Origin of the sequence: Microbulbifer elongatus, from assembly GCF_021165935.1 — a bacterium.
GTDB classification, from domain to species: Bacteria; Pseudomonadota; Gammaproteobacteria; order Pseudomonadales; family Cellvibrionaceae; genus Microbulbifer; species Microbulbifer elongatus.
Genome location: NZ_CP088953.1, coordinates 2,623,043 through 2,643,155, shown reverse-complemented (window position 1 = coordinate 2,643,155; position 20,113 = coordinate 2,623,043). Strand labels below are relative to the sequence as shown.

Annotated in this window: 15 protein-coding genes; 4 read left to right on the top strand and 11 right to left on the bottom strand. The window is 57.6% G+C overall.

The features are described from left to right. Positions 1-130 precede the first annotated feature (130 nt). From prpC to LRR79_RS10785, 3 genes are all read right to left on the bottom strand, one after another. A complete protein-coding gene (gene prpC, locus LRR79_RS10795; protein WP_231757215.1) occupies positions 131-1,255 on the bottom strand; it encodes a bifunctional 2-methylcitrate synthase/citrate synthase in 1,125 nt (374 codons plus the stop codon). Between the two features lie 416 nt (positions 1,256-1,671). Next, entirely contained in the window at positions 1,672-2,550 is an 879-nt protein-coding gene (prpB, locus tag LRR79_RS10790; protein ID WP_231757214.1) for a methylisocitrate lyase, read from the bottom strand. Positions 2,551-2,567: 17 nt separating this feature from the next. After that, positions 2,568-3,326 carry a GntR family transcriptional regulator gene (locus LRR79_RS10785; protein ID WP_231757213.1) on the bottom strand — a complete coding sequence of 253 codons (759 nt, stop codon included), beginning with the start codon at positions 3,324-3,326 and terminating at the stop codon, positions 2,568-2,570. Between the two features lie 418 nt (positions 3,327-3,744). Here LRR79_RS10785 and LRR79_RS10780 point away from each other — a divergent pair, with 418 nt between their 5' ends. The 3 genes from LRR79_RS10780 to LRR79_RS10765 all read left to right on the top strand — a co-directional run bounded on the left by LRR79_RS10780 (position 3,745) and on the right by LRR79_RS10765 (position 10,655). Next, positions 3,745-4,281 carry a DUF2062 domain-containing protein gene (locus LRR79_RS10780; protein WP_231757212.1) on the top strand — a complete coding sequence of 179 codons (537 nt, stop codon included), beginning with the start codon at positions 3,745-3,747 and terminating at the stop codon, positions 4,279-4,281. A gap of 459 nt (positions 4,282-4,740) precedes the next feature. Further along, positions 4,741-7,425, top strand: coding sequence for a polysaccharide lyase family 7 protein (locus tag LRR79_RS10775; RefSeq protein WP_269455073.1), 2,685 nt, complete (start codon positions 4,741-4,743; stop codon positions 7,423-7,425). 551 nt (positions 7,426-7,976) lie between these two features. Then, complete coding sequence (locus LRR79_RS10765) at positions 7,977-10,655, top strand: polysaccharide lyase family 7 protein (RefSeq protein ID WP_269455072.1); 2,679 nt, start codon at positions 7,977-7,979, stop codon at positions 10,653-10,655. Between the two features lie 517 nt (positions 10,656-11,172). On the opposite strand, the gene LRR79_RS10755 is transcribed toward LRR79_RS10765, so the two are convergent. The 4 genes from LRR79_RS10755 to LRR79_RS10740 all read right to left on the bottom strand — a co-directional run bounded on the left by LRR79_RS10755 (position 11,173) and on the right by LRR79_RS10740 (position 16,217). Next, positions 11,173-12,450 carry a lipoprotein-releasing ABC transporter permease subunit gene (locus LRR79_RS10755; protein ID WP_231757211.1) on the bottom strand — a complete coding sequence of 426 codons (1,278 nt, stop codon included), beginning with the start codon at positions 12,448-12,450 and terminating at the stop codon, positions 11,173-11,175. A gap of 8 nt (positions 12,451-12,458) precedes the next feature. Beyond that, on the bottom strand, positions 12,459-13,208 hold the full coding sequence (gene lolD, locus LRR79_RS10750; protein ID WP_231757210.1) for a lipoprotein-releasing ABC transporter ATP-binding protein LolD: 750 nt from the start codon (positions 13,206-13,208) through the stop codon (positions 12,459-12,461). Positions 13,209-13,242: 34 nt separating this feature from the next. Then, positions 13,243-14,484 (bottom strand): lipoprotein-releasing ABC transporter permease subunit, encoded by a 1,242-nt coding sequence (locus LRR79_RS10745; protein ID WP_231757209.1) that lies wholly within the window; start codon positions 14,482-14,484, stop codon positions 13,243-13,245. Positions 14,485-14,585: 101 nt separating this feature from the next. Next, the gene (locus LRR79_RS10740; RefSeq protein WP_231757208.1) at positions 14,586-16,217 is read right to left on the bottom strand and encodes an alpha/beta hydrolase; all 1,632 of its coding nucleotides are present in this window, start codon (positions 16,215-16,217) and stop codon (positions 14,586-14,588) included. A gap of 184 nt (positions 16,218-16,401) precedes the next feature. Here LRR79_RS10740 and LRR79_RS10735 point away from each other — a divergent pair, with 184 nt between their 5' ends. Further along, a complete protein-coding gene (locus tag LRR79_RS10735; protein ID WP_231757207.1) occupies positions 16,402-16,704 on the top strand; it encodes a hypothetical protein in 303 nt (100 codons plus the stop codon). Between the two features lie 87 nt (positions 16,705-16,791). Here the strand turns inward: LRR79_RS10735 and LRR79_RS10730 are convergent, their stop codons facing one another. The 4 genes from LRR79_RS10730 to LRR79_RS10715 all read right to left on the bottom strand — a co-directional run bounded on the left by LRR79_RS10730 (position 16,792) and on the right by LRR79_RS10715 (position 20,101). Next, complete coding sequence (locus LRR79_RS10730) at positions 16,792-17,259, bottom strand: thioesterase family protein (protein ID WP_231757206.1); 468 nt, start codon at positions 17,257-17,259, stop codon at positions 16,792-16,794. Beyond that, positions 17,256-18,653, bottom strand: coding sequence for a Si-specific NAD(P)(+) transhydrogenase (gene sthA / locus LRR79_RS10725; RefSeq protein ID WP_231757205.1), 1,398 nt, complete (start codon positions 18,651-18,653; stop codon positions 17,256-17,258). Before sthA ends, LRR79_RS10730 begins: the two co-directional genes overlap by 4 nt. A 117-nt stretch (positions 18,654-18,770) precedes the next feature. Beyond that, positions 18,771-19,034 (bottom strand): (Na+)-NQR maturation NqrM, encoded by a 264-nt coding sequence (gene nqrM / locus LRR79_RS10720; RefSeq protein WP_231757204.1) that lies wholly within the window; start codon positions 19,032-19,034, stop codon positions 18,771-18,773. A 2-nt stretch (positions 19,035-19,036) separates the two neighbouring features. Continuing rightward, positions 19,037-20,101, bottom strand: coding sequence for an FAD:protein FMN transferase (locus tag LRR79_RS10715; RefSeq protein WP_231757203.1), 1,065 nt, complete (start codon positions 20,099-20,101; stop codon positions 19,037-19,039). Between the last annotated feature and the right edge of the window lie 12 nt (positions 20,102-20,113).

The window sequence follows — 20,113 nt, the reverse complement described above, 5'->3', positions numbered from 1 at the left end:
TGGGCACCTCTTTCGTCATCCCGGACTTGATCCGGGATCCAGTGCTCGCTGGTGGTTCAGGGGAGCTGGATTCCGATACCGGATCAAGTCCGGCACAGGCTCTTCGCCGGAATGACGATATAGAAAGTGTTTAGCGGTCTGCGATTGGGGTTACTTTGCGCAGCTCCGGGCCGGTGTATTCCGCGCTTGGGCGGATGATGCGGTTGTCGGCGCGCTGTTCGAATACGTGGGCGGCCCAGCCGGTTACACGGCTCATCACGAAGATCGGCGTAAACAATTTGGTGGGAATACCCATGAAGTGGTACGCGGAGGCGTGGAAGAAGTCGGCGTTACAGAACAGCTTCTTCTCGCGCCACATGACTTCTTCGCAGCGTACGGATACCGGGTAGAGCACGTCGTCGCCCACGTCCGCGGCCAGTTTTTCCGACCACTGTTTGATGATGGCGTTGCGCGGGTCGGATTCGGTGTAAACCGCGTGGCCGAAGCCCATGATCTTTTCTTTGCGCTCGAGCATGCCCAGCAGTTCTTTTTCTGCTTCGTCGGCGGAGGAGAACTTCTCGATCAGTTCCATCGCGGCTTCGTTGGCGCCGCCGTGCAGCGGGCCGCGCAGGGAGCCGATGGCGCCGGTGATGCAGCTGAACAGGTCAGACAGGGTGGAGGCACAGACGCGCGCGGTGAAGGTGGACGCGTTGAACTCGTGCTCCGCGTACAGGATCAGGGAGACGTTCATGACCTGCTCGTGCAGTGCGTTGGGCTTTTCGCCGCGCAGCATGTGCAGGAAGTGGCCGCCGATGGAGTCATCATCGGTTTCGGTCTCGATGCGCACGCCGTCGTGGCTGTAGCGGTACCAGTAACAAATGATGGAGGGGAACGCGGCCAGCAGGCGGTTGGCTTTTTCCTGCTGCTGATCGAAGGACTCTTCGCCTTCCAGGTTGCCCAGCATGGAGCAACCGGTGCGCATGACGTCCATGGGGTGGGCGTCGGCGGGGATGCGCTCCAGTACTTCGCGCAGGGCCACTGGCAGACCACGCATGGTTTTCAGGGTGCCCTTGTAGTCGTTCAATTGGGCCTGAGTGGGCAGTTCACCGTTGAAGATCAGGTAGGCGACTTCTTCGAACTCGCAGTTTTCTGCCAGGTCTTTTACGTCGTAGCCGCGGTAGGTCAGGCCGGAGCCGGATACGCCTACGGTGGAAAGTGCGGTCTTGCCCGCGACCTGGCCGCGCAGGCCTGCTCCGCCAACTTTTTTCTCTGCCATCTCTAATTCCCCTATCAGTTTGCGTTTTTGGTTCGTCATGCCAGCGTATGCCGGTATCCATTTCGGTGCCTGTCGACGACCTCTGACTGGATCCCGGGTCGAGCCCGGGATGACGCTGGGTTTGTTGTTCGTCATGCCGGCGTATGCCGGTATCCATTTCGGTGCCTGTCAACGACCTCTGGCTGGATCCCGGATCGAGCCCGGGATGACGCTGGGTTTGTTGTTCGTCATGCCGGCGTATGCCGGTATCCAGTTCGGTGCCTGTAGACAACCTCTGGCTGGATCCCGGATCGAGCCCGGGATGACGCTGGGTTTATTGTTCGTCATGCCGGCGTAGGCCGGTATCCAGTTCGGTGCCTGTCGACAACCTCTGGCTGGATCCCGGATCGAGTCCGGGATGACGCTGGGTTGATGAATTACTTCTTGAACAGGTTATCGAGCTTGTCTTCGAACTCGTGGTAGTTCAGGTAGTCGTAGAGCTCCGCGCGGGTCTGCATGGTGTCGACTACGGCCTGCTGGTCGCCGTTTTGCAGGATGCTGCTGTAGACGTTTTCCGCGGCTTTGTTCATGGCACGGAAGGCGGACAGTGGATAGAGGACCATGTCGGCGCCGGACTCGCCCAGCTCGGCTTTGTTGTACAGCTTGGTTTTACCAAATTCGGTGATGTTGGCGAGGATCGGGACGTTCAATGCATCTTTAAAGGCGCGGTAGTGTTCGAGTTCGGTGACGGCTTCGGCGAAGATACCGTCGGCACCGGCTTCGATACATGCCTGGGCGCGGTCGATGGCGGCTTCCAGGCCTTCCTGTGCGAAGGCATCGGTACGGGCCATGATGAAGAAGTCGTCGTCATCGCGGGCGTCCACAGCGGCCTTGATGCGGTCAACCATTTCCTCTTTAGAGACGATCTCTTTGTTCGGGCGGTGGCCGCAGCGTTTCTGGGCGACCTGGTCTTCGATATGTACCGCCGCGGCGCCGGCACGGATCATTTCTTTGATGGTGCGGGCGATATTGAAAGCGCCACCCCAGCCGGTATCGATATCCACTAGCAGCGGCAGGCTGGAGGCGGCGGTGATGCGGCGCACGTCTTCCAGTACGTCGTTCATGCTGGTCATACCCAGGTCCGGCAGGCCGTAGGAAGCATTGGCCACGCCGCCGCCGGACAGGTAGATGGCCTGGTGACCGATGCGCTCGGCCATGATCGCGGTGTAGGCGTTGATGGTACCGACAACCTGCAGGGGCTGATTGTCGCTCAGGGCCTGGCGAAAGCGTGCGCCGGCGGATTCTGGTCTGCTCATAACTGCCTCTTTTCTGTTCAATTCTGCTGGGAAAGCTTGTTTTCGATATTGCTGCGCGACGCGCGGATATGGCGACGCATCAGGATTTCTGCCAGTTCACCATCGCCGGCCTCGATGGCCTCGATAATGTGGCTGTGTTCGCGGAAGGCGCGGTGCGCGCGGGGGCTGGCCATACCCAGCTGGTAGCGGTACATGCGCACGCGGTAATAGAGCTTGTTGCACAGGGTGTCGATCAGCAGGTCGTTGTGGGACGCCTGCACAATGCGGAAGTGAAAGTCGAAGTCCCCTTCCGGCTGGTAGTAGGCGGTGCCCTGCTTCAGTTCTTCCTGCTGCTCATGGCGCACCAGCATCCGGCGCAGCTCCAGCAGGTCGTCTTCGCTGCGGTTCTCGGCGGCCAGGCGGCAGGCCATGCCTTCCAGCGCCTCGCGCACGTCGTAAATTTCCAGCAGGCCGCGCTCGGTGAGATCGACCACGCGGGCGCCTACGTTGACCCGGCGCTCGATCAGACTGAGGGATTCCAGCCGCATCAGAGCTTCGCGCAGGCTGCCGCGGCTGGCGTCGAAGCGACGGGCCAGTTCCGGCTCGCTGATCTTGCTGCCGGCGGCGATTCGCCCTTCCACGATATCTTTGCGCAGGGACAGAAACAGCCGGTCAGCCAGGCTCTGGGAGCCACGGGCAGGTTTACCGGCAGTGGCCGTGGGCGCATTCGCCGGCGGCACCTCGCTCATCGTGGCTGGCGCTTCCGTCGACTGGTCTTTGGCGGATTCCATCGTCATCGCTATCCCGATTCTCTATACCGGATTGTGCCAACCAAGATTGTCGACACTTTTTAGTTTGAGTCAGGATATTTGCCCACCTTTTCCACGTCAACCGCAAAATATGTCAACATTTTGTCATTTAGCGACTGACTAGAAAGTCACGGAAACTACGAGCGGTACGGCTGCCAGGGGCCTGTAAACCGGGGAAATGGGCTGGAATCGGGGCAGTTCCGGTGGTTCGCGCCCAGAATGGTAGTCTTGAAATAGTGATATGGGCATAATAGCGCCGCGCCGGCCCAGGCTCGCGCCGGCGGAATGTGTGTTGGGCACTCTATTCTTAGGATAGATGCCGACTACAGGACACCCAGATTCCCGTTAATGTAGTACCGGTGACCGGACCGGAACCAATTTCGAGAGTACCGAGCAGAACAACATCATGCCTAAGAGTGTTATCAGGCGCTGGCTGCCAACTCCCGAGCAAGTGCGCGCAAATAATGGCCTGAAGTTTCTGGGCACCCTGCTGCACGACCCCAACCTGTTTCACCTGAACCGCCATTCGGTCTCTGTGGCCTTCGCGGTGGGTATCTTCACCAGCTTTCTTCCCCTGCCCGGCCAGATGTTGATTGCGGCACTGCTGGCACTGTGGTTCCGCTGCAATCTGCCCCTGTCGATGGCTCTGGTTTGGATCAGCAACCCGGTGACCATGCCGGCGATTTTTTACAGCGCCTACAAGCTTGGCGCCTGGATACTCGGCACTCCGCCCATGCCATTCAAGATCGAGCTGTCTTGGGAGTGGCTGACCGAGGAAGTCGGGCGTATCTGGCTGCCGCTGTTTTCCGGCTCTCTGATTTTCGCGATCTTCTTTGCGACCGCTGCCTACTTTGCCATGCAGGCGATCTGGCGCTGGCAGGTGGTGAAGCGATGGAAAGCGCGCCTGGCGCAACGCAAATCCCAACTCGACCAGAGCCAGTAACCGGTCACTCGTTTGCCCGTCCACCTCCCCTCGCCGTTTTATAATTTTTTATTTCTTTCCACGCTGCGCTTCACCTTTTCGCATACGCGAGCGCGCTATCTTCTGACCTGTTTCAGAAAAATATTCATTTCCAGTGAAACAGGATTATCTTCGGAAAAAGTACCATGATTTTGACGTAGTTCTCGAAAAACTCGAACTGGTCAACCAATTGTTTCAATTTTTCCGGATTTTAATTGACGAACGTTTTTTCGTTTCAGTAATGTAAATATCGATCAAGCCTTATCCACATAATAATTATTGGCTTGATTGTTATTGCAATGACCACATTCGTGGTTTCGTAGTTTGTAATAATTTCTTTAATGAATTTCATCGCGCGGCACTCTCTAGGCGAGCTTCCTCCAAAAGCTTGTCGGTGGGTTCGTGCGCGCTGTGAAAAACAATAATGCAAGGAATTATGTAATGAATGTGCAGAAATACTCGCCTATGAAATTGGCGGCTGCGCTGTTGCTTGCTTCGCAAGCGACAGTGTGTTTTGCCGCTGATCCTGTGGGTGTCACTGCGTCTAGCGATGATGGCAACACACCTGAAAATACTCTGGACAATAACCTATCCACGCGCTGGTCTGCCCAGGGTGATGGACAATGGATCCGCTACGATCTTGGAACCAGTTACACGGTCGAGGCACTGGAAATCGCCCTGCACAAAGGCGACCAGAGAACCGCGACCCTGGACATTCAGACGTCCACCGACGGCAGCAGTTGGCAGACCGTATTCTCCGGAGACCAGCCTTCCAGCACCGCCAACCTGCAGACGTTTGATGTGACCGACACCAGCGCGCGCTACGTGCGTATTGTGGGCTACGGCAACTCCTCCAACGACTGGAACAGCATCAGTGAAGTCGACATTACTACTTCGTCTGATGATCCCGGTGACCCCGGCGATCCTGGCTGTCCGGCCTGTGAACCAGCTGTGGTCGCGACCGCAAGCAGCGACGATGGCAATGGCCCGGAAAATGTTCTGGATGATGATCTCGGCACCCGCTGGTCCGCCGACGGCAGTGGCCAATGGCTGCAGCTGGATCTCGGGCAATCGCAGGTTGTAGGCAGCGCGAACATCGCGTTCTACAAGGGCGATCAGCGCACTTCCTCGTTCGACATCCAGACCAGTGATGACGGCTCCGCTTGGGAGACCGTACTGTACGGTGGTGTCAGCAGCGGTAACACTACCGCGCAGGAAAACTTCTCCCTATTTGAGACCGAAGCGCGCTACGTGCGCTATGTTGGCTACGGCAACAGCTCCAACTCCTGGAACTCGCTGACCGAAATGAGCGTCAGTGAAGAAAACGGCAACACCGATCCGATCGGTGGTGGAAGCAGCAGTAGTAGTAGCAGTGGTGGCAGCAGCAGTGGCGGCTCCGGGAACTGCGACACTTCCAGCACCGGCAGCAGCGTGACCGTTGGCTGCCTGGAGTACGGTACCGGTGGCACCCTGCCAATGGCCAATCTCGATCCTTCCGCGGACCCCGATGAAAACTTTGATCTGAGCAAATGGAAAATCACTTATCCGGATGCCAGCGAAGAATATCCTCCGCAGGTCAGCGCGAATGAGTTCTACACCGACAGCGCCACAGGCGCCATGGTGTTCCAGTGCCCCAACACCGGTGGCTCCACCTCCAACTCGTCCTACTCCCGCAGCGAACTGCGCGAGATGCTGAACGAGAGTGCGGGTACCACCAGCCTCGGCAACAACTGGGTCATTTCCACTGCCTCCAGCTCTGACCAGAGCGCAGCGGCGGGCGTGAATGGCAATATGAAAGCCACCATTTCTGTGGATCGTGTATCCGACACCTACGATTCTGGTTCTGAATGGCGCGTTGGCCGCGTTGTTGTAGGACAGATTCACGCGTCTGATAACGAGCCGTTCAAGGTCTACTATCGTAAACTGCCAGGACATACCAAAGGCTGGGTCTATATGGCCTATGAGGATTCCGATACCGAGATCTTCATTCCGCTGTTTGGTGATTCCGACACCAACGAGTACGGCCTGACCTCTACCGTTGAACCGGTAGAAGACGGTATCGAGCTCGGCGAGAAGTGGGGCTACGAAGTCAACGTCGAAGGCCGTGAAATGACCGTGACAGTGACCAAGGCCGATGGCACCTGGGCACGTCAGACCATTTTCTGGGCTGAAGAGTACAACGATGACTGGTTCTACTTTAAAGCCGGTTCCTACAACCAGAACAATGGTGGCGACAGCGACGATTACGCCCAAGTTTCCTTCTACAACTTTGAGGTTACCCACGACGGCGATAGCGGCTCTTCCAGCTCCAGTTCTGGCGGCGGTTCTTCCAGCAGCTCTTCGGGTAGTTCTTCCGGCGGCTCTTCAGGTGGTTCTTCTTCCGGTTCCGGCAGTGTACCTTCAGACCTGATGGAAAACTGCAACCAGTGGAAGATCACCTACCCCACCGGTGAAGAAGATAAAACCCTGTGTGGCGAGGCCAATAACGAGTACTTCTACGTAAACGATGCGGGCGATGGCATGGTGTTTTATGCACCAATTCGCACCGACAACGGTACCACGCCAAACTCCAGCTATATCCGTTCCGAGCTGCGTGAGCGTGAGCCGGACGGCAGCAAGGATGTTTACTGGACCACCGATGGCCAACACATCGTGTACGTGAAGCAGGCGATTACCCACCTGCCCATGGTAAAAGATCACCTGGTAGCAACGCAGATTCACGGCAACAAAAGTGAAGGCATTGATGATGCCATGGTTCTGCGCCTGGAAGGCGATCACCTGTTCCTGAGCTTCAACGGCGGCAAGCTGCGGGATGACCTCACCATCAAGACCGGCTACCAGCTGGGCACTACTCACGAAATTATTTTCGAAGTAGTGGACGGCCGGCACTACGCCTACTACAGCGAAGACGGCAACCTTGCCAACGCCTTCCTGTCCGGCAATGCGGATCAGTATCTGGTGCGTGACGGCTCCAACGACTACGTGATGGACCGTAGTTACGGAGACGCCTACTTCAAGATTGGTAATTACACGCAGAGTAATGCTGATCGCGAAGGAGACCTGGCGGACCATCCGGACAACTACGGTGAAGTCGTTGTTTATGATTACTGGATTGACCACCAGTAACTGAAGTGTCCCTCGCGTAGCGAGGGCACTTTTCTCGATCCCGGGCCCGGCCCGGGATCCCCCTACTCTCCGGTTTTATGATCTACGTCCCAATCTTTTGAGCCCCCGCCCTTTTGTCTCTACCTGTGAACCGCCAGTCCCACGCCCCCACTTGGTACTAACCCCCCAATTAATATTTGATGTATTTCCTCGAAAAAAACCATTTATTAGACGCGAGTCACCTTTCTTACCAACTGGTCAACCAATTCAGAGAATTTGTCAGAATTTTCATTGACGAAGGTTTTTTCACTTCACTAATGTAGCCAGCGATTAAGTCACTCGAATCCATCCTGTGCTGACTTAATCGTTTTTACAAAAACCACAGATGTGGTTTCGCAGTTTGTAAAAATTTCTCAAAGAAACAACCGCGTCACATTTCATAGGTGAACCTGAGCGTTCATCGGTGGGACTGTGCGCGCTAAAAAACCCAAAGGGAATCAAAAATGAACGCGCGAAAATGGTTGCCAACAAAATTGGCAACAGCGGTTCTGGTTTTTGCTTCACAAGCAGCCATGAGCCAGATCGTAGAACCAGTAGGCGTTACTGCCTCGAGCCATGACGGGAACAAGCCCGAAAATACGCTCGACAATAACCTATCCACACGCTGGTCAGCCGAAGGTGAAGGTGAGTGGATCCAGTATGATCTGGGCAAGTACTACACCGTTGACTCGCTGGAAATGGCCTTTTTCAAAGGCGATGAGCGTACAAATACCCTGAAAGTCCAGACCTCTCTTGATGCAAGCAACTGGAAAACCGTGTACGACGACGAACAGCCTTACAGCTCTGACGAACTGCAAGGTGTCGAAGTTGCCGACTCCTACGCGCGCTATGTGCGGATTGTTGGTTACGGCAATTCCGCCAACGACTGGAACAGTATCAGCGAAGTCGACATTCTCACCACCGGTGGCAGCGGTTCTGATGACCCGGGTGAGGAAATTGAAGATCCGGGCTGTACTGCCTGCGTACCTGAGATTGTCGCTACAGCAAGTGATGATGAAGGGGAAAACGTCGCTGCCAATGTACTGGATGATGACCTCGATACCCGCTGGTCCGCGGAAGGGAGTGGCCAATGGCTGCAACTGGACCTCGGCGCAAGCCAGGTGGTAGGTAGCGTGGACATCGCTTTTCATAAAGGTGACGAACGCAGTTTCTCATTCGATATCCAGACCAGCGAAGACATGTCTGCCTGGGAAACTGTTCTGTCCGGAGCGGTAAGCAGTGGCGACACTTCCTCCTGGGAAAGTTTTTCGCTGTTTGAAACCGAAGCGCGCTACGTGCGCTATATCGGCTACGGGAACAGCAGCAGCGCCTGGAATTCTCTGTCCGAAATTCGGGTCAGTGAAGACAACGGCCACACCGACCCGGTGGACGGTGGCAGCAGTAGCAGCGGTGGTGGTAGCAGCAGCGGAAGCAGCAGTAGTGGCGGCAGCAGCAGTGGCGGCTCTTCCGATTGTGATACGTCAAGCACCGGCGACAGTGTAACGGTCGGCTGCCTCGTGTACGGCACCGATGGCACTCTGCCGTTGGCCAATCTCGATCCGTCTGCGGACCCGGATGAAAACTTTGATCTCAGCACCTGGAAAATCACCTATCCAGATGCGGACGAAAAGTTCCCGCCCCAAGTCAGTGACGATGAGTTCTACACCGACCGTGATACTGGTGCCATGGTATTCCAGTGTCCGAACAACGGCGGCTCTACATCCAACTCTTCGTACTCGCGCACCGAGTTGCGCGAAATGCTGAACGAAAGCGCGGGCACGACCAGCCTGGGTAATAACTGGGTGATCTCCACCGCTTCCAGCTCAGACCGCAATGCCGCAGGTGCAGTGGATGGCAATATGAAAGCCACCGTGTCGGTGGACCGCGTTTCCGATACCTACGACTCCGGCTCTGAGTGGCGTGTGGGCCGTGTGATTGTCGGCCAGATTCACGCGTCCGATCACGAGCCATTCAAGCTCTACTACCGCAAGCTTCCGGGCCATACCAAAGGCTGGGTGTACATGGCGTATGAAGACTCCGATACCGAAGTATTCATTCCCCTGTTTGGTGATTCCGGTACCGACGAGTACGGCCTGACATCTACCGTTGAGCCAGTGGAAGACGGTATCGCCCTGGGTGAGAAATTTGGCTACGAGGTCAATGTGGAAGGCCGTGAGATGACGGTTACCGTGACCAAGTCCGACGGTACCTGGGCGCGTCAAACCGTATTCTGGGCAGAAGAATACAACGATGACTGGTTCTATTTTAAAGCCGGTAATTACAACCAGAATAACGGTGGTGACAGCGACGACTACGCACAGGTCTCTTTCTACAACCTGGACGTTTCACACAACGGAGACAATGATTCCGGCTCCAGCTCTGGCGGCAGTTCGTCCAGCAGCTCTTCCGGTGGTTCCTCGAGCAGCTCTTCCGGCAGTTCTTCCGGCGGCAGCAGCGGTGGCTCTTCCGGCTCTGCGTCCATTCCGTCTGACCTGATGGAAAATTGTGATCAATGGAAGATTACCTACCCGGATGGAGAAGAAGACAAGACACTGTGTGGTGAGTCCAACAATGAGTACTTCTTTGTGAACGAGACCGGCGACGGCATGGTGTTCCGCGCACCGATCCGCAGCAATAACGGTACTACGCCCAACTCGGACAACATTCGCTCAGAACTCCGGGAGCGTGTGGCCGATGGTAGCAAAGATATTTACTGGACCACCGATGGCCAGCACATTGTCTATGTCGACCAGGCTATTACGCATCTGCCAATCGTGAAGGATGAGCTGGTTGCCACGCAGATTCACGGCAATAAAGACGAGGGTATCGACGATGCGCTGGTCGTACGTCTGGAAGACGAGCATCTTTTCCTCAGCTTCAATGGCGGAAAACTGAGAAGTAATGTCACCATCAAGGACGACTACAAACTCGGCACCCGCCACGAGGTGATCTTTGAGGTTGTAGATGGGAAGCACTATGTCTATTACAGCGAAGATGGCAATCTGAATGAAGCATTCCTGTCAGGTAATGCGAGCCAGTATCTTGTAAAAGACGGTTCCAACGATTATGTGATGGATCTGGACTACGGAGAAGCCTACTTCAAGATTGGCAACTACACCCAGAGTAACCCTGATGAAGAAGGTGACTACACCGATCATCCGGACAACTACGGTGAAGTGGTTGTTTACGATTTTTGGGTGGATCATCAGTAACTAAAGTGCCCCCGGCCACGGGGGCGTTCTCGTCATCCCGAGCTTGTCCCAGGATCCAGTACTCCGATTCTCTGGATGCCGGATCCAGTCCGGCATGACGGGTATACCCGCTTCGTCATCCCGGGCTTGTCCCGGGATCCAGTACTCCGGTTCGCTGGATGCCGGATCCAGTCCGGCATGACGGGTATACCCGCTTCGTCATCCCGGGCTTGTCCCGGGATCCAGTACTTCGGTTCACTGGATGCCGGATCCAGACCGGCATGACGGGTATACCCGCTTCGTCATCCCGGGCTTGTCCCGGGATCCAGTACTCCGGTTCGCTGGATGCCGGATCCAGTCCGGCATGACGGGTATACCCGCTTCGTCATCCCGGGCTTGTCCCGGGATCCAGTACTCCGGTTCGCTGGATGCCGGATCCAGTCCGGCATGACGGGTATACCCGCTTCGTCATCCCGGGCTTGTCCCGGGATCCAGTACTCCGATTCTCTGGATGCCGGACCTCGTCCAGCATGACATGTTAGAAGTCCTGTCGCAGTGCCGCCGCTGGCTGCACGCGACTTGCCTGAAGCGCGGGATAGAGAGTGGCGATCAGGCTCAGCAGGAAGCCGGCGCCCACCACCAGTGCGACATCACCCCAATGTAATTCCGACGGCAGATAGTCCACCGGATACACATCCGACTTCAGAAACTGGATACCGAATAACGATTCCAGCCCGGCCACCGCATCGGTCACCACCAGTGAGCCGAGCACACCCAGCACACCGCCCACCAGTACGCCAATCAACCCCACCAGCGCACCCTGACTGACAAAGGTCAGCAAAATTTCTTTGGTGCTGGCCCCCATTGTGCGCAAAATCGCGATATCCCCGTGCTTGTCGATCACGACCATGACCAGGGTGGAAACCACATTGAAGGCGGCAATGGCGATGATCAGAAACACCAACAGACTCACCAGATTGCGCGACATCTGAATGGCCTGATACAGATTGCCGTGGGTACCGGTCCAGTCGTTGCCGTAGTAGCCTTCGACCGGAAGCTGCTGCAACAGGCTCTGAAACACGGAGAAAGAACGCAGCATATCTTGCATGCGCATCTGCACTCCGGCACCCCCTGCCCCACCGGCCAGGGTTCTGGCCTGTGCCCAGTCCACAATCGCCAGGGAATGGTCTAGCGCGGTTCCGGAGTGAAAAACATCGACCACCTTGAACCCGGCAAGCTGCGCCGCGCTGCGTCCGCCGCCGCCGCTGCCACTGGCACTGGCACTCTGCGGGACGATCACCGAAAGCTGCTCACCCACACCGATTTCCAGTTTATCGGCAATGCCCTTGCCGAGAATAATGCCCGGCTCGGCGGGGTTATCCGTCAGCGCATCGAAGCTACCGGGCTGCAGGAAGTCACCAATGGTAGACACGTTGACGATGGTTTCGGGGTTTACCCCCTGCACCAGCAGCGGTGTAACTTCCAGTCCGTTTTTGGCGAGGCCGTTCACCTGCCACACTTCCGCAGCGGCCGTAATCCCTTCCGCTGCGGCCACCTGATCGCGCACTGCGGTCCAGTTGATGTCGGGGTTGGTGTTGTAGACGGTGGCGTGGGGCATGATGCCGAGAATGCGCTCGCGCAACTCTCGGTCAAAACCATTCATTACCGACATGACAATCACCATCAGCGCCACACCGAGAATCAAGCCGATCATGGAGAGACCGGAAATAAACGACACCAGCCCGGCGGAGTCCTCGTCGCTGCGCTGGGCCCCGGCGTAACGCAGGCCGATAAAGGCGGGTAAAGGCTTAAACATGACTTTCCTTAAACACCGTCGCCCGGTTTCCAGTCTTCTACCAGCTCGCCATCCACCAGATGCAGACAGCGGTCCAGCGCACCCGCCAGATCCGGGTCGTGGGTCACGATTACAAAACTGATGCCGGTTTCGCGGTTCAGGCGATCCATCAATTTGTGAATTTCCTGGGCGGTAGCGCGGTCCAGATTTCCGGTGGGTTCGTCCATCAATACGCAGGCGGGGCGCGCCACCAGTGCACGGGCAATGGCTACCCGCTGACGCTCACCACCAGACAGTTGTGCTGGTTTGTGATCCAGCCGTTCGCCAAGCCCCACCGCCTGCAGCATTTCCGTGGCCGCTGCACGAGCTTCGGCAACCGGCTGCTTGCCGATCAGCAGCGGCATGGCCACATTTTCCAGGGCATTGAATTCATTCAGCAGGTGGTGGAACTGATAGACAAAACCAAGGCTGCTGTTGCGCAGCCAGCCACGCTCGTTGGCATTGAGTGCCGCCAGGTTTTTACCGCCCACCCAGACCTCTCCGGAGGTCGGCGTGTCCAGCCCACCGAGTAGATTGAGCAGGGTCGATTTACCGGAGCCGGACGCACCGACAATGGCGAGACGTTCACCTTTGGGCACCTGCAGTTCCACACCGCGCAGTACCGCCAGCTCATTGGCGCCCTGACGATAGGTCTTGGAAAGTTGACGGCAGGCCAACACCACATCGGCGGCCGGGTACGGGGTCGATTCTTCCGGGTGTATTTCCACTTGGCTATTCATCTTCTATCTAATCCAGTTTGTGGGCGCACAACAATTACTCGTAGCGCAGCGCTTCCGCCGGGGCGATCTGTGCCGCGCGCCAGGCCGGGAACAGGGTGGCCAGCAGACTCATCAGCACCGCGGCACTCAAAACCATGATGGCATCCCCCGGGCGGAATTCCGATGGCAGGAAACTCACGAAAAATACCCGTGGGTCGAATATCTGGGCACCAATCACCTGTTCCACCCAGGAAACGATATCTGTCAGGTTGAGCGCCATCAGGGTGCCAAGCAGTCCGCCCGCCAGCGCGCCGATAATGCCAATAGCACTGCCCTGTACAACAAACACCGTCATGATCTGACGGGAGGTCAACCCGAGGGTGCGCAGCACCGCGATATCCGAGCGTTTGTCGGCAACCATCAATACCAGCGCGGAAACGATATTGAACGCGGCCACGGCGACGATGATCATCAGCATCAGCGTAACCACCGTCTTTTCCATCTTGACCGCCTGAAACAGACTGCCCTGGGAGTGACTCCAGTCTTCTCCGGTAAAGCCCTCCCCCAGGTTTTCGGCGTAGCCTTCGACCCGCCCGAGTGCATTGTTCATATCATCGAACTTCAGTTGCAGCCCCTGTACCTTGCCGGGCATGCGCAACAGGCGCGCGGCATCGTCGAGGTGCATCAGTGCCATATTCTGATCCACCTGTGCGCCCACGGAAAAAACACCGGCAACGGTGAAACGCTTGGTGCGGGGAAAGATGCCGGCGGGGGTGATCATCACATCCGGCAGGGTAAGAATGACACTGTCACCGGGCATTACACCGAGCTGACGCGCGAGTATGCGCCCGAGCACAATGTTGTAACTGCGCGATTCGAGCCCATCCAGGCTGCCCACCAGCATGTGTTCCCCCACCGCGGACACCTGTCGCAGCGCCTCCGGATCCACGCCCTGAAATTCAACGCCCTGGGACTGGTTATTGGCCCCCAGCAAGGCGAAGCCGCGAACAAACGGGCTCGCGGCCTGCACATGTGGCTGTGCGCGCAGCTGTGTGGCAATGGCCGGCCAATCCTCGAGCCCGCCCTTCTGCTCCACAAAACCGTGGGGAACCACCGACAGGATGCGGGTTTTCAGCTCTCGATCGAATCCGTTCATGACCGACGTCACCACGATCAGCGCGAAGACCCCGAGCGCCATGCCCAGCAGGGAGAAACCGTTAATAAAGGAAATAAACTGCTGGCGCCGGCGGGCGGCCACGTAGCGCAGGCCGATGTAAAGAGGAACTGGTTTTATCATGTCGGTGATTTAAGCGGAAAAACGCCAAGAAATCCAAGTATTTAGCCCGGCCACACCACAAAACACCGGCACTGCGGACACTCAGGTTTGGATGGCAAATCTCAGCGAGGATTCCATTTCAACAGGTGTTTATTGAGTTGTTCGATTTTTGTCTTCTCCCAGCCTGGTAGCGCCAGGAGTTGATGCCACGCCCGGACATAGTCCTGGGGTGCGTAACTGTGTCCATACCCCATGGGTGCCAGACCGGCGTGCATATCCATGGCCAGTTGTAGCATGGTGACAATGGGGTACCAGTGCAGATCCGGTGATACATCCCGTGCCCGGGTACCTTTCATCCAGTCTGGTTCACGGTAGGCGGCGTTGGGGTCGAAAAATACGATGGGGTCGCTGCCATGCTGCAGATACGCAATGCGGAAGTGTCCCCAGTGCGCGTCCCCACGGTTATAGCCTTCAAAATGATTGCCGAAACGTACCACGGCCCCGCCCCGAAACTCCGGTAACCAGGCGGGGGACCCCTGGTCGCGCTCGGCCGTCACCATGCGCCAGGTATCACTGCGAAACGGTGGCCCCACCCACAGGGCACCATGGAAGGGGTCATCGATAATGTCGTAGAAATCAAAGGAACGGTCGGAGTTCAGCGCACCGAGGCTCAGGCCGAACAGATAGAGTTTGGGGCGCGAACTGTGCGGCAGCTGCCGCCAGTAGCGGTAGACTTCCCCAAACGCCGCCCGTGCGGTCTCACGGCCGTAGGCATCCTGGGTGAGCAGCGCTATCGGGCTGGGCAGATAGGAGTATTGCGCCGCCACGCTGGCAACATCTCCCCCTAACAGATACTCCACCGAATTGATGGCACCGGGATCAACCCAACCGGTACCCGTGGGGGTAATCAGAATCAGGTAAGAACGCTCAAAGCCCCCTACCCGCTTGAGCTCGTCCAGAGCGAGCTTGGCGCGCTGTGCCGGCGTATCCGCGGCATTCAGGCCCACGTACACACGGATTGGGTCGCGGGCGTCTCCGGTGACCTCAGCAATGTCGTCGGCCCGGGGGCGGAGGGACAGATAGCGCCGGCCCTGATGGCCCATGTCCTGCCAGCGTATCAGGGAATCCGGACCACCCGGGTCCAGCTTGCCGGTGGGCGCCGGCAGATCCGGGGCCTCGCTGGCGTCCAGACGCTGATAGATACCGTCGACCTGGTGTAGCGCTTCCCTGATCAACAGTTTGTTGAACACCGCCCAGAACAGGACAAAGGCGCCGCACAGGGCAAGCAATCCGGCAATTCGACGGGGCACCCGATTCTGCAGACGCCCGGCAAGAAAATAAAACAGGCGCCGGAACAGCTTGGCGATCACCAGCAGCACCAGAAACACCAGCGCCGCCACCAGGGCGATCACCATGGGCCGGACGCCGGGGGCCTCCTCCATTCCCATGAGTGCGCGCACGGCGTTCTGCCAGTGCGCGGCACGCCACAGAAAGATCAGCGCGAGCAGCACGCAACCGGCACTGACGACCCAGCGCAGGCGCCGGCGGGTCCGCTCACTCAGGGCCGGAAGTTCGAGGTATCGCCACAACCAGGTCAGGAAGACACCCACTCCGTAACCCGCCGCCAGAGCGGCACCGGAAATCATTCCCTGGGTAACCCCCTCCCGTGGAATCAGCGAAGGGGTCAGCGAGAGCGCAAAAAATATGGTGCCGACCAGCAGACCACCACTGGCGAAGAAGTGAGCAAGCCTCATCCGTGACTGTCCGGTTATCCCTGTTCGAGATTCAGCCTAGCACAGGGCGGCAACGGGCGGGAAAGGACGCCGCGCGGCCTCGCGCACGAAAAACGTGAAGAATGCCGCGTGTTTAGGCAGAATATCTGCTTTAATCGTCACAACGTCGTTGATAAGACCCCAATAATCAGACCGGAGAGCCCCAATGTTCTCAAGAAAATCCATGCGCAACCTGACACTCGCCAGCCTGACCTGCGCCACTCTGTTCGGCACCGCACTCTCTCAGGCAGACACTGTCGAAGTCCCCGTTGGCGAACAGGGTTACGCGGTGGAGGCCAATCACCTGCGCGGCAAGAAGCAGGAAAAGGTCACTGAGGAATTCGGTGAGCCAATGAGTATTCAGGGCCCGGTAGGTGAGCCAGCCATTACCCGCTGGGAATATGCCGACTTTTTTGTCTATTTCGAGTACGACCGGGTACTTCATACCGTCGCCAAACACCGGGGCTGATACAGGGACACGCCTGTTCACCATAAAAAAACGCGCTGACTGAAAAGTGAGCGCGTTTTTTTATGCCCGGCTTTCCAGTGCGCGGATTCAATACAGGAAAGTAGCGGTTCCGGTGGAAATTAGCTCCTGCTTTTCGTTGTGCAACTCCATTCGGCTCACCACGAGCTTGTTCCCCACCCGCAAAATTGAGCCGCCGCAGATAAACTCCTCGCCGCGCCCGGGCTTTAAGTAGTCCACCCGCATATCGACGGTCCCCAGACGGGTGAGACGCTGAACCTTCTCTTCCCAGTCGATGGCGCCACCCATCCGCTGATAGGCCGCCACCATCGCGGTGAAACCTCCCACCGTATCCAGCGCAGTGGCAATGACACCACCGTGCAGAATATTGTGGAAGTGATTGCCGATCAGTTTGGGCGTGCGAGCGAATTTGGCCGACAGCGTCTGTTCGGCGAAATTGAAGTCGTGCAGTTTGAGGCCAATTTCCCGTACGAAGGGCACCTGTTCAAAGACGCCCTCCATCAGCTTGCGAAACTCGTCGGCCGAAGGCTCGGTCACAGTCGCATCACCCGATTCAGTCCGTCCAGGGCGGCACTGCGGTAGGCTTCCGCCATGGTGGGATAGTTGAACGTGGTATTGACGAAGAAATCGATGGTATTGTTCGGCGCCGGCTGTTTCATGATCGCCTGCCCGATGTGGACGATTTCTGCGGCCTCGGCGCCGAAACAGTGGATACCGAGAATTTCGTGTGTCTCGATGTGGAACAGGATCTTCAGCATGCCCACACGCTCACCGGAAATCTGCGCCCGCGCCGTGTGCTTGAACAGAGCACGCCCGACTTCGTAGGGCACCTTGGCGCTGGTCAGTTCTGATTCGGTTTTACCCACCGAGGAAATTTCCGGCAACGTATAAATACCGGTGGGGGCATCTTCGATCACTCGGTGGCCGCGGCCGACAATCGCCGCCGCAACCGCACGCCCCTGGTCGTAAGAAGCCGACGCCAGGCTAGGCCAGCCAATCACATCACCTACGGCAAAGATATTCTCCACGGATGTGCAGTAGTGCTCATCGACAGCGAGTTGCCCCCGGTGGTTGGCTTCCAGGCCTATGTTTTCGAGACCGAGACTGGAGGTGTTACCGGAGCGGCCGTTACACCACAGCAGGGCATCGGCAGAGATCCGCTTGCCGGATTGCATTTCCATCACCACGCCGCGATCACTGCCCGTCACCTTGGCGTACTCTTCCCGGTGGCGAACGGTAACCCCCATATCGCGCAGGTGGTAACTGAGCGCGTCGGAGATTTCGTCGTCAAGGAATTCCAGCAGATGCTCACGGCTGTTGATCAGGTCAACCTTGATACCGAGCGCGGCGAATATAGACGCATACTCACAACCAATCACACCGGCGCCATAAATAATGATCGCTTGCGGCGTGTGCTCCATATCCAGAATGGTGTCGCTGTCGTACACCCGCGGATGCTCAAAGTCCACATCTGCCGGACGGTAAGGACGGGAGCCTGTGGCCACCACAAATTTTTCCGCAGTAATAATTTCCTTGGCACCATCAGCCAACTGTACTTCTACCCGGTTTGCATCCATGAATCTGGCATCGCCAATAATCAGATCGACGCGGTTACGCGCGTAGAAACTGGTGTGCATTTCCACCTGCTGATTAATGACCTTGTTGACCGTGCGCATCACCTGCGGAAAGGTGAGGCGACGCGGCTCGCCCAGAGCCCGGAACACACTCTGTGTGTTGTAACGCATCAGCTGCTTTACGGAATGGCGCAGCGCCTTGGAGGGGATGGTGCCCTTGTGCGTGCAGTTACCACCGACCGCCACACTACGCTCGATGACCGCAGAACGCAGGCCTTTTTTGGCGGCACTCATGGCCGCGGCTTCCCCGGCGGGACCGGAGCCAATTACTACCAGATCGTATTTGGAATCTGCCATTGAAGTACTGTCTTGTTTTTCATTGTCGTTTGTTATCGGAAGCGCCGCCAGCAGGCGACGCCTTTCTCCATCCGAATAGTGTTGCGCACGTGTGCGCGGCTGCCGCAGGAGGGCCGCTTACTTCCTCTGCTTACCTTTCGCGGCAGCATCGTACGCGAGGTCGGCGGCGGCAGTTTTGGCCAGTGCGGCCTGGCGTTGACGCTCCTGTTCTTTTTCACATTCATCGTCGTCACCGCCACAGATGTCGCAGTCTTTCTTCATGCCGATCTTGTTCAGACCACCGCAGGAACCTTTCAGCGGCTTGTTCTGCACGATGGCACCCAGCGCCATGCCGGTAATGACCAACAGTACAACAATGAACGCAAGAATATAAATAGTCACGGTTACCTCCCCTGACTTTCAGCCTGATTTGCAAGATAGGGCGCAAAAGCACTACTGGCGCGCTCTTCGAACCCGGTATCGGTCTTTACCAGCAGGAAAACCGCCAATTGCAGCTCTTCCGCCAATTTTAACGCAGCCTCGGCCCCCATCACATTGAGCGCGGTGGCGTAACCATCGGCCATGGCACAGGTGTCCGCGATCACGGTCACGGATGCCAGGCGATGCTCCACCGGCCGACCGGTACGCGGATCGATGGTGTGGGCGTAGCGCTTGCCATCGCGCTCGTAGTAGTTGCGGTAGTCGCCAGAGGTGGCAATACCCTTGCCCGCCACCTGAATCGGTTTCTGCACCACCTGCCCGGCAGAAGGACGCTCGATGCCGATGCGCCAGGTCTGCCCCGCCGGGTTGACTCCCGCAGTGCGCAGCTCACCACCCACTTCCACCAGATAGTTGGCGACGCCCTGCTCCATCAGCAGATCTGCGACACGGTCAACGCCGTGACCCTTGGCGATGGCCGACAGGTCAATCTGCACCGGGCGACTGCGGATGAGTTTCTGACCATCCAGCCTCAGTGCATCGGAACCGATCTGCGCGCGCAGCTTGTCGATCTCCGCTGCAGCCGGCACCGTTTCCGGCTCCGGATTCGGACCAAAGCCCCACAGGTTGACCAGCGGCCCCACGGTGACATCGAAAGCCCCGCCACTGTTGCGGTAAATCTCCAGCGCCTGCGCGATCACCAGTGCCAGGTTCGGCGACAGTGCCACCGGCTGTGACACAGGACCACCGTTGAATTGCATCAGCTCGGAATCCGGAATATACGTGGACATTTCCTGATTCACCGCCGCCAGCTCCGCGTCGATCATGGCCTGCAATTCTGCCCGCGCCAGGCCGGCGGGCGCATCCACCACGGTGACGTGGTAGGCAGTACCCATGGTGGGGCCGGTCAGCTTCCAGACCGTATTTTCCTGACTGCAGCCGGCAAGGCTGACGAGCAGGGCCAGCAGCAGCGCGACGGTGGCGCGGTTGGAAAACCCCGGGCGCACAAACAAAAACAGGGCCGAATACATCGGCCCTGCTTT